The 10,773-nt window shown below is 69.9% G+C and carries 4 protein-coding genes and 5 pseudogenes; all 9 read right to left on the bottom strand.

The genetic code is table 11. The annotated features are described in order from the left end of the window. Positions 1 to 262, bottom strand: a pseudogene (locus FF86_RS54455) (transposase); the annotation flags it as partial. A 1-nt stretch (position 263) separates the two neighbouring features. Beyond that, positions 264 to 803 (bottom strand): annotated as a pseudogene (locus FF86_RS54450) (transposase); the annotation flags it as partial. Position 804: 1 nt separating this feature from the next. After that, on the bottom strand, positions 805 to 1,060 hold a 256-nt coding region (locus FF86_RS54445), incomplete at its 3' end, for a transposase family protein (protein WP_242419247.1). A gap of 510 nt (positions 1,061 to 1,570) precedes the next feature. After that, positions 1,571 to 1,999: an RHS repeat-associated core domain-containing protein gene (locus FF86_RS54440; protein ID WP_236706149.1), complete on the bottom strand. Its 429-nt coding sequence runs from the start codon at positions 1,997 to 1,999 to the stop codon at positions 1,571 to 1,573. A gap of 285 nt (positions 2,000 to 2,284) precedes the next feature. Further along, positions 2,285 to 3,529, bottom strand: a pseudogene (locus tag FF86_RS54435) (RHS repeat domain-containing protein); the annotation flags it as partial. A 1,689-nt stretch (positions 3,530 to 5,218) separates the two neighbouring features. Then, positions 5,219 to 6,448, bottom strand: a pseudogene (locus tag FF86_RS54430) (DNRLRE domain-containing protein); the annotation flags it as partial. Position 6,449: 1 nt separating this feature from the next. Next, positions 6,450 to 6,844: DNRLRE domain-containing protein (locus FF86_RS54425; protein WP_242419245.1), on the bottom strand; the 395-nt coding region annotated here is incomplete at its 3' end. Between the two features lie 1,209 nt (positions 6,845 to 8,053). Beyond that, positions 8,054 to 8,410, bottom strand: a complete 357-nt coding sequence (locus FF86_RS21625; RefSeq protein WP_063870465.1) for a transposase — start codon at positions 8,408 to 8,410, stop codon at positions 8,054 to 8,056. Between the two features lie 707 nt (positions 8,411 to 9,117). Continuing rightward, positions 9,118 to 9,888: pseudogene (locus FF86_RS54415) on the bottom strand (murein transglycosylase); the annotation flags it as partial. Positions 9,889 to 10,773 lie beyond the last annotated feature (885 nt).

The raw sequence follows: 10,773 nt of genomic DNA, 5'->3' as shown, positions 1-10,773 counted from the left end.
CGAGCAGTGCGCGGAGCTCTTCCTTGGCGATCCACGCCGACAGGATCGTCAGGCCGGGTTCGTCGAGGTCGAGCAGGGTGTTCCACAGTTTCGTGAGCGCTTTCGGGGTGAGGTCCTCCCGGTTACGGCGCAGCAGGTTACGGATCTTCCATTCGGGGTCGCTGTCGCGGCCGCGTCGGCCTCGGGTCGTGGTGGTGACGCGGCGGCGGACCTCCGCGACGGTGTCGTTCGCGAGCTTGACGATGTGGAAGTGGTCGACGACNAGCTCGGCGTGGGGCAGGTAGCGGCGGACCGCGGAGACGAACACGGTGCACATGTCGATCGCCACATAGCGGACCCGGTCACGCCAGGCCGGCGGTTGGCTGGCCAGCCAGTAGGCGACGTCGTCGCCGGTGCGGCCCTCGACCTGGCCGAGCATCCCCTGCCCGCCACCGACGTCGGTGAACCCGACGTGCCACCGGTCGGCCAGCACCCGGGCCCTCGCCGGTTCGGCACCCGCCGGTGTGGACGGCGGTGGCGTGACCGGGCCCGGCGGGGCGGGTTCGGACGTCGGGCCCGGCGTCGGCGGCGTGGCGTCGGGAGGGCGCCATCGCGGCCGGCCGCGGCGAACCTCGTCGATCCCGAGCACCTCCACCGGCGCCACCGCGCCGCTGGTCAACGACCCGGCCCGCGCGCGCACCGCGTCCATCACCGTCGGCCAGGACAGCCCCAGCTGTCGGCCAGCGGCCACCACCGTGGCGCACGTCCCGTCGACCACCCGGTCGGCGGCCTCCCGCCGTACCCGGGACGTCAGGCGGGCCCGGNCCGCCACCACCGGCAGCGACTCGGTGAACGACCCCCGCCCGCACAACGGCTCCCGGCAGTACCAGCGGCGCTTGACCCACACCAGTTGCAGCCCGCCAGACCCGCACGGCAGATCCCGCGGCCGGGTGCGCACCACGCCCTTCACCCGCCCCGAGAACACCCCGCAGCCCGGACACGCCCGCGCCGCCTCGTCTGCGGTCACCAGCCACGCCACCCGCGACCCGTCGGCCAACCGCTCGACCCGCTCCACCGCCATCCCGTCGAGGTCCAGCAACAACGTCGCGTCACTCGTATGATCGTCCAAGCCCGTAACCCCACGGTGTCCTGATTGCGTCAGAACAACCAAGATCACCAGGGGTTGCGGGTCTTTTCACGCCACGACACGCCAGCGTCCTACACCCAGGCCACACCAGACCAGCATCACGCACAGCCACCAAGCCGGACGCGAGCCCCACACCTCACCCCGGTCAACTTCGAAGACCCGGAAACCGGGGCAGTTCATTCACAGGTTCACCGGATAGCCCGGGCGGCGGGTTGGAGATGTGCGTTCCCGGCAGACCTGGGCCATACCACTGGCGCGTGCGATGTCAGACTTCGAGGGTTCATTCCTCTCTCTTGGCTCTTACCCCCTGAAAGAGTAGGTAGAGTCCGAACGTGCAGTGGAAGAAACCTGAAAGGATCTCGTGCCGCACCGCAAGTACGATGCAGCCGTAAACTGCAATTGATATACCTAGCGATATGAATAGATATGGTCGCGATCGTCTCATCACATTCTGTAGCATTGATTGACGTAGCTGTAATTGCAATACCTTCCTCGAATGTCGCGCCTGACTAGATAGTAATGATAGTAAGATGCGAGTCCGAATATGGCGAAGCCAATGTTTAGGGGGCTCGGGGTGAAAATTGCTACTCCCAGAGTGACGCCGAGCGCGATGGTTTCGGCCCTTCGCCAACCAGACCACTTGCTCCAGAACCACCTGCCGTCGAGGTCGAAGGTGTTGTAGGGGTCCTGGTTGGTGTAGTCGTAGGGGTTGGCACTGCCGCCGAGGACGGGGTCGGTGGAGAGGAATCGGGCGGTGTAGGGGTTGTAGAGGCGGACGCCCATGAGGGTGAGGCCGGCGAGGGTGTCGTGGGAGCGTTGTTTTGCGCCGAGCCAGCCGTAGCGGGGATAGGCGGTGCTAGTGGCATAGGGGATACCGAACTCGCCTGATTCGGCGTAGGTGGCGATGGAGGTGGCGGTGGTGGAGTCGTCGGCGGCGGCGACGATGTCGCCGTGGAGGTTGGTGAGTTGGAGGGTGACGGTGCCGGTGTCGGTTTGGAGCGCGACGAGGTCGCCGCCGATTCCGGTGATGTTCCGGGTCCAGGTGCCGCCGGTGACGCCGATCCAGGTGGGGCTGTCGCCGGTGGCGCTGGGGTAGTGGTTGGTGCTGGTGGTGGAGCCGTCGGTCCAGGATCGGAGCCGGNGGGCGGGGTCGAGGGNGTAGGTGCGTGAGGTGGAGCCTGCGGACTGGGAGGCGACCAGGTCGTTGGCATTGAAGCCGACGGTCTGCGCGACGCCGCCGGCATCGGCCGCCGGAACCACGGTGGTGCGGCCGAACTTGTCGTAGACGTAACCGGTGTCGGTGATCCGGTCAGCCTGGTCATAGGTGTGACTGTAAACGGCCGGTGTGGTGCTGGTGGAGCAGTTGCCGGTGTCAGGCTGGCCGCCGGCGTCGGGGTAGCTGGTGAGGGCGGTGCGGTTGGAGTCGAGGTCGTAGGTGTAGGTGCGGGTGGTGCAGATTCGGGGGCCCCCGTAGCTGACGGAGTCCACCACCGAATTCAGCCGGCCCGCGGGGTCGTAGCCCAGGGTCTTTGTCGCGGGCGCGGTGGCGTCGAGCCGGACCTGGCCGTAGATCGAGTTTGCCTGGGAGAAGGTCAGCCAGGGAGTTCCGGACTTCCCATAGACGAGGCTGGTGGGTTCGGCGTTGTTGTCGTAGCGAGTCGTCGAGACGAGGCCGCTGGGATAGGTCTGCGACGTCAGGGTGCCGTCGCCGTTGTAGGTCGCGGTGAAGGTGGAGGGGGCACTACCGGCGCCGACGCCGAGCGAGGTCACGAGGCCGCGGTGTTCGGTCGCGGTGTCGTAGAGATAGGTGGAGGTGCCCTTGCCGTCGTTGACCGAGCTGACCTGGCCGTCGACGTCGTAGCCGGTGGTGGTGGTGTTGCCGTCGGCGTCGGTCTGGCTGGTGACCTGTCCCCACGTGTCATAGCCGGTGGTCAGAGTGATCGACGATGCGGTCGTGGTGGTGGGTAGTCCGGTGGTGGTGCTGTAGCCGTAGGTGGCGGTGGGCACGGCGGTGCCACCGTCGGCGGCGGGGCTGACGGCGAGCGCCTCGGAGGTCTTCCGGCCGGCCGCGTCGTAGGTGTAGGTCGTGGTGCGGGTGGTGGTCGATCCGGAGGTGACGGTCTCGACCTTGGTCAGGGGCTGGTTGAGGTTGTTGTAGGTGTAGGTCGTCACCGGCAGCGGGTTGCCGGAGCTGGGCTGCGCGGCGGGGCCGGTGGAGCAGGGCAGGCCCGTCCAGGAGGCGTTCACGCAGCCGCCGGAGCCGGTGGCGGTGAAGTACGAGGTGACGGTGGTGAAGGCGTCCGTGCCGCCAGCGTTCGCCTTCGGCTGGCGGACCTCGACCGGGTTTCCGGCCGCGTTGTAGTACGTGGTGCGGACGATGTCGGTGGCACCGCCGCCGCCCATCCAGGTGGTCACCGTCGTGGGCTTGCGCAGGGCCCAGCCGGAGGTGGTGGCGGGATCGCCGCTCTTCGCCTCGTAGCCGTTGATGGTCTTACGCGGTTCGACGTCCGCCCCGCCGGCCTGGCGGATGGTGGTGGTGATGGTGGTGGGCAGCCGGTAGGGGTCGGGCGAGGACGGGGCGTTCTCGTCGTAGTCGGTGTGGACGTGCTGGCGGGCGGAGTACGGCGCCCCGCTGTTGTCGACGATCCGGTGCGTCGGCCCGAACGTGTCGGTGACCGACACCCCGTCCGCGGAGTACACGGTGTCGGTGTCCAGCACCTGCGCCCGGGCCGCGGAGTCGGTGAGGGCGGCGACGGTCGGGTCGGTGTCGGCGGTCGGGGTGAGGGCCTGGTTGCGGTTCTCCGCGGTCAGCTCACGGATGACGCTGCCGTTGGGGTCGTGCTCGGTCGTGGTGATCTGCCAGGCGCCGTTGCCGTAGGAGGCGGCGTTCACCTGGCGGCCGTCGGCGTTGAGATAGCTGAGATCGGCGTAGGGCCAGTCGGCGGCGACGGGCGGGTTGGACGGCACCCGGCTGGCCGGGAAGACCGCGGTCGCCCAGGCGGGCAGGTCCCGCTGGCCCCAGCCGGCGACGACGCCGGAGGCCAGGTCGATCGGCGCGCCCGAGCCGGTCAGCGCGACGCCGTAGACGATCGTGCGGGTCGCGGTGCCGGCACCGGCGGGCCGCGGCCGGGCGACGCTGATCACCCGGTTGTAGGTGTCGTAGCCGAACGTCCAGGCGTCCTGCCCGGGCGGGGTGAGGGTGCTCAGGCGGCCACCGGCGTTGTACTGGTACGTCGTGCCGATGTGCGAGCCGTCGGTGTTGTCGACGCGCGGGTCGTACTCCAGGCGCAGGTGGCCGGTCGAGTCGTACTTGTACTGCGCGACGACGACCGCGGTGGCCCCNTTGACCGCCATCGAGATCGACGCGAGCTGACCGTTGTAGTCGCCCCACGTCGCCGGGTCGGTGCCGGAGGCGGTCGCGGTGGTGGAGGTGGCGTAGGTGAACGTCAGCGCCCGGCAGCCCGCGACCAGGGTGGTGCAGGTGACGCCGGCCGGGACCGGGGCGAGGATGCGGGTCACCCGCCCGGCGCTGTCGGTGGTGTAGGTGGAGGTGGTGGCGGAACCGGGCTGCTCCACCCGGTCGACGACCCAGATGGTGGCCGAGCCGACGGTCTTCGACACGAACACGGTCTTCGTGCCGTCGACGCCGGTGTGGGTGAACTGGGTGGCGGAGTCCTTGACGAGTTTCGACCCGTCCACGGCGGTGTCGGCGACCCCGGCGTAGCTGTACGGGTAGCTGCCGGAGCCGGTCCGGGTGTAGACGGACGCCGCGCCCTCACTGGAGGTCAAGGTGACCGTGTTCGTGGTCGCGGTGGCGTCCGTCAGCGTGCTGGCCGCGGTGCCGGACGCCGGCCCCTGCAGGTTCGACGTCCAGCCGGGGCCGAAGATCCCGGACGGGTCGCTGGTCGCCGGGGGCGGCGTCAGCGTCGTCAGGGACCGGCCGACCGTGAGGCTGCCGGTGTAGCTCGCCAGCGTGACGTCCGTCGCCGACACGGAGTAGTCGCCGGTGAGCAGGGCCAGCGAACCCGGGCCCACCTCGGAGGTGGCGTTCGTGGCGCCGAAGGCGTTACGGGCGTACTGCACCGTGCGGGNGGCCGTGCAGGAGACGGTGCCGCCGGAGTCGCGGAAGCAGGCGCGGAGCTGGATGGGCCCGTCGGCGCCGCCCTGCAGGGTGAAGCCGACGTTCCAGTTCTGCCGGTCGAACAGGCCCGAGCCGTTGCGCGGTGCCGGCCACGTGGGGTTCGTCGAGGTGCCCTCAATCGTCGTGTCCCCGACGGGAACGTCGCTCCAGGTCGCGCCCGTGCTCGTGCCCAGGTGGTACTGGTAGGTCACCGACACCTGCGTGCTCGGGGCCTGCCCCTCCAGGACGACGAACCGCTGGACCCGGGCGTTCTCCGCCGGACTTGCCAGGGCCCCCGTCCCGAGGCCGAAGCCGTAGGACACGACCGACGACAGGTTGCCCGCCTTGTCCTTCGTCCGGACGTAGAACGTGTGCAGTCCGGCGGTCGGGGTCAGGGTCGCGCTGGCCGTGCCGGTGGTCTCGGTCGCCGGCGAGGGCTGGTCGAGGCCGTAGAGGAACGACTGCGTGTCCCCACCCGGCGAGGTCCAGGTGAACGTGCCCGACGTCGCGGTGCCCCAGCCGCCGGACGGCCAGGCCGCGGAGGCGAGCGAGGTCGGTGCGGCCGGGGCGGTGGTGTCCACGGTGAACGGGATCCACGACGACCACGCCTGGGAGTAGTCGGTGCCGTCGTAGGCGCGGACCCGCCACTCGTAGGAGGTGCCGTTGGTCAGCACACCCGCCGGTACGGTCCAGGAACCCGTGGCGTTCGGCGAGATGTTGGAGACCGACCCGTCGGTGATCTTCGTGGTGCCGGCGGAGTTCCACACCTCGAAGTCGAGCCGCAGCGGGGCGCCGTCGGCGTCGGTGGCCGCGCCGGACAGGACCGGGCGCGTCGAGTTCGTCAGGACGGTCGCCGGGCTGCCGCCGCACTGTGCGGAGCAGGGGCTGGTGGAGCGGTTGGCGACGGTGCCCGGGTAGGAGTTGTAGGTGGTGGACACCTGCGGCTTGAGGCCGGTGTCCCCGGAGTAGAAGTACTTGTACTGGTCCCAGCTGGTCTCGTCCGGCGCGCGCAGCGTCAGGGTCTCCGGCGACGGCTGGCCGTTGGTGGCCCAGGCCTGCGCCAGGCCGGTGATGTCGAGGGAGACGCCGCCGGACCCGCAGCTGTTCACCGTGCCGGCGTTGAAGCTGGTGTTCGACCAGTTCGTGCCGTCGGCGGCCGGCTGGGTGTTCCACGTCGTCCCGGCGGACAGGGCCGCCGAGCCNTGCACGACCATGGGCTGCGCGGTGCAGGTCTGGGAACCGGCCTGCCAGAGCTGGAGGTAGGCCGAGGTGACGTGCCGGCTCTCGATCGCGGTCGTGTCGAACCGCAGGAACGACCGGTTGACCGCGCCGCCGAGGTAGTTGCCGACCCGCAGGTACTCGTAGCTGTCGTAGTTCGTGGTCGGGTTCGTGTCGTTGACGTCGGTGTCGAGGTTGTCGGCCAGCACCGCCGCCGGGTCGATGGTGACCGGGTACTGGCGGGCGCGGTCCGTCAACCACGCCTTGTCCGGCTTCAGCTCCAGCGTCGGCGTGGCGGTGCTCGCCCCGGTGAGCGCCGCGTCGACCGCGCGGGTCCGGTCGGGCAGCTTCGTCGCCGGGTCCAGGTGGGCGTCCCACATCACCGGGGTCGGCGAGCGGGCGGTAACCTTCCCGCCGGCCGACAGGCGGGTCTCGCCGCCCGCGGTTCGGGTCGCGGTCAGGCCCGTCAGGCGCATCGGCAACGTCAGCGCGGCCTGCGCCGCGGCCGGGGTGTGGGCGACGATCTGCACGTCGTAGCCGGTCGGGGTCACCTTGACCCGCAGGTCGGTGTCCTTCGCGACCGCTGGGTAGGTGGCGACGTTCTCGGTGAGGGTCGGGGCGGGCAGGGCGTTCGGCCAGGCGAACGCGACCTGTCGCGTCCCGTCGACCAGCGTCGCGACCGGGTCACCGGCCTTGCCGCCCGCGGAGAGGACGATCGCCGCCTTCGCGGCCTTCGGGGTGACCTTCCCGCCCGCGAGGACGAGGGTGGGATCGACGTTCACCCAGCCGTCCCCGCGGCGAACCCGGTGGATCCCGGCGAACGAGTCGACGGTGATCGTGCCGTTCGGGTTCACGAACGTCGACGTCGTCTCGGTCCGCCGGTCCGTCACCTCGATCCGCCGCTTCTCCGCGTGCGCGGCGACCTGCGCGGACACGAAGTCCGGCCGTTCGGCCGGCCCGGTCGGCGCGGGTATCGCCTTGTCGGCGGAGCCGGTGGGGGCGGCCCAGGCCGCATCTCGCCCCGCCGGAAGAAATGTGGCGATCGTCCCCACCAGAACGGCGGCGAGAAGAACGCAGATAGCTCGAGCAGTGTGCCTTCGACGATGTACGGGGGATGCCCGCATCATGTCAACTCCGATTCTCCGGCGCAGGCAAGGAAAGGCGCGTCACCCTCCCTGTCCCGAGGGAAACGGGGGGCGCGCCGGATCACCGAAAATGACAGAACCTCGATGGCAGCACTAGAGAATCAAGATCGATTGTGTGTTCGTTGCTTGAGTGGGAGGGGTCCTTGCTCGCCCTGTCTGAGGGGTGGCGAGCACTCGGTGTTGCACCGAACCCGTCCGGGAGCCGTCAGCCGCAGGGTTTGGTGACTTTGGGTTACCGGAGCTCGGATCTGCCGGTGGCGTCAATACCGCAGAAGAGCGCCGATGTTATCTGGGTCACGCAGCAGTGTGTTACCTGTAGGAAACACGTGTTCGGTGGTGCGGCAGAGCCGTCCGAATGGTCCGAGACGGCTGTCGCCGGAGTGGTATCCGCCGGTGGGCAGAAAGAACGGGCGTCGATCCGCCGGCCGGAATTCCCGGAAAGGCTCACGTAGGGGTCACCGAGCCGCCGGTCGCCTTCGGCACGGATCGGTTGACGGCCGGGCGCGTCGGAGGTCTCGACGGCTCCGGCCCGCGCAGAATGTCGAGCGCGCGGCGCAGCTCGGCATTCTCTCGGATCAGGCGGCGGATCTCGGCCTGTTGTCGGCGGGCGGTCGTCCGTTGCCCGTCGCTGAGCGACTCGGCCTGGCGTACCCAGGTCCGAAGCGTCTCGGCGCTGATGGCGAGGGAACTCGCGACGGCCTGGATCGCGGACCACTCGGACGAGTGATCGGGCTGAACGCGCCGAACGCGGGCGATGGCGTCGGCCCGGAAATGGGGCGGGTAGCGGGTGGGGCGTGGCATGACAGGCTCGCTTTTGCGGATCGGCCCTCGGAGCCTGGTGGGCGGGCTCAGGGGGGTGGGGTGGACGGGGTGACGGGGCCCGGGTCGGTCGGCTCGTTCCTCGGCAGGAGCGAGACGACGAGCAGTGAGCTGCTGGGCGCGACGGTGGGGACGTCCGCGGGATGATCCGCATCACCGTCGGTCGCCGCCCCGGGCGTCGGGGCAGGAGTGGCCCGGGGCGGGGCGGGGAGCGCCGGACCAGGCCTCGGCGCCGGGGCGACGGCGCTGGGACCGGCACCGGACGGCCGGCTGGGGGAAGCGGATCCGGTCAGGGTGGGGATGGTGCGGGCGGGCGGGCTCGACGAGGCGGGAACGGACGGGGACAGCGACGCCCGCGGGGTTGGTGGCGGTGTCGTCGCGGGGGTCGGTGTCGTCGCGGGGGTCGGTGTCGGGGCGGTCGGCGCCGGGGCGACGGCGGGTGGCGAGGCCGTCGAGGGGCGGGGGACTGTCGTGGGGCGGGGCGTGGTGGCCGGCGCGGGGGTGGGGGTGGCGCCGTCGGCGGTGTATCCGGCCGTCCAGGCGAGGACGGCGTGCACGTAGCTGGTGGACGGGTTGTAGCTGTAGATGGCCGTGCGGAGGTCGGCGGGGTCGGCCAGGTCCCGGTGGGAGCGGCAGAGATAGCCGGCGGCGGCGAGCGTGGCGTCGTCGATGTTGTGGGGGTCGNCGTNCTGGTCGCCGGAGTTGTCGCGGCCGGCCGTGCGCCAGGTGGTGGGGATGAACTGCATGGGGCCGACGGCGCGGTCGTAGGTGGTGTCGTGGTCGAGGGCACCGTGGTCGGTGTCGCGTACGAGGGCGTGGCCGTGGCGGCCGTCCAGCTGTGGGCCGAGGATGAGCGAGGTGATGGTGCCGTCGGGGGTGATGGGGCGGCCGACCGCGTGGCCGGACTCGATCTTGCCGATGCCGGCGAGAAGCTGCCAGGGCAGGTGACAGCCGGGGCGCTCGGTGGCCATGCGGGTTGCGGCGCTGCGGTACGCCGCCAGGACGCGAGCGGGGATGGCTCGATCGCGGGCGGTCAGGACGACGGTCGGGGTGGTGGATCGGCCCGCCGCGGCGTCAGCGAGGGTGTGATCGTCGGGGAGGTCCGGGGGTGGTGTCGCGGTGGTGGTCGGTGTCGCGGTGGGGTTGGTGGAGCTGGCGGGAATGAGCGGCGGGAGGACGAGGGGCAACGGGTAGGTGCGGGTGGCGGTCGGCGGATGAACGGCCGGGGCGGGGTCGACGTTCTGCGCGGGGATGGCGGGTCCCGGGCTGAGGCAGAGGGCGACGAGCAGGCCGATCATGGGCAGGGCGGTGAGCCCGCCGGCCGCCTTCGGCCACAGCGGCGCCGGCCGTCGAGAGGTGCGCCGGAGCGCGGTGTCCGTCGAGACGGCCCGGTGCCTGCCGGGTGACTCGGCGGTCCGATGCCGGCCGGTGTGTCCAGGAAGCCGACGATGTCGACTCACGGCGAATCACCCCCCATGATGTGAGCCACCTTCCCCGGCCTTTTCCGCGCGGATGGCGAGCGTTCTCAGGAGTCCTGGGAATGCGTCAACCGGGACGCTGGAAGAAGGCCTTGGTGAGGAGAAAAAGACGTNCTCGAACTCGGCACGCCGCACCGATTCGGTGATGTTGGTGGACCCGGTTGCGCTCGGGTCCGGGCTGGACTGTGCCAGAACGGAGGCCCGGTTGTCATCCGGTTCGCAGAAAGAAGTCCTCGCTGCCCATCGCGATCGGGCGCCGTTTGGGTGAGCCGTGGCCGGAAGAAGGGGACCCGGAGGGGCGCCGTCAGGGCTCGTTCAGTGTGCGGACGTCCTGGCCGCCACCCGGAGCTGGCCAGCGTCTACTGCCAGCAAATCGGTCAAGTCGCCTAAAANGGCNCCTTGCATGCCTCTTCGTGGAGACTCTCCGCTTCTACGTGATGACGCTTCGTGTCAATCCGTGGGTCTGTGTGCCGCGTCCATAAGAATGTTTCACACAGGTAACGCCCCACTGTGTGTCGCGCTTCACATTTCTTGCGCAGAGTAACCCATCTTGAGGCGATCTAGCTCAAATGTCATGTTTTATGGGGAACTATCCCATCCGTCGAGGCGGTAGTCCTAGGNGGTGCGTCTCGACTGCGGCACGTTCCGTTACGGTGCGTTATGGCAACGGGTTGCCAATGGGGCGTGATGGTTGCCTTCCGCGCCGGCGCCAGCCATTTTGGGTGACCCGGCATGGTCCCCGTTCCCCTCGGGGGCCGCGCCTATGCCACTCAGGGTTCTTCGTTTTCCCACCGGATCGGAGTTGGTGCGATGGATGTGGTCCCTGTCGCGGTGTCGTTGCGCTGTCTGTTTCCGTTGCGCATCGCC

The organism is Frankia sp. CpI1-P (assembly GCF_001421075.1).
Classification (GTDB): Bacteria; Actinomycetota; Actinomycetes; order Frankiales; family Frankiaceae; genus Frankia; species Frankia torreyi.
This window is presented reverse-complemented; position numbering and strand designations above follow the sequence as displayed.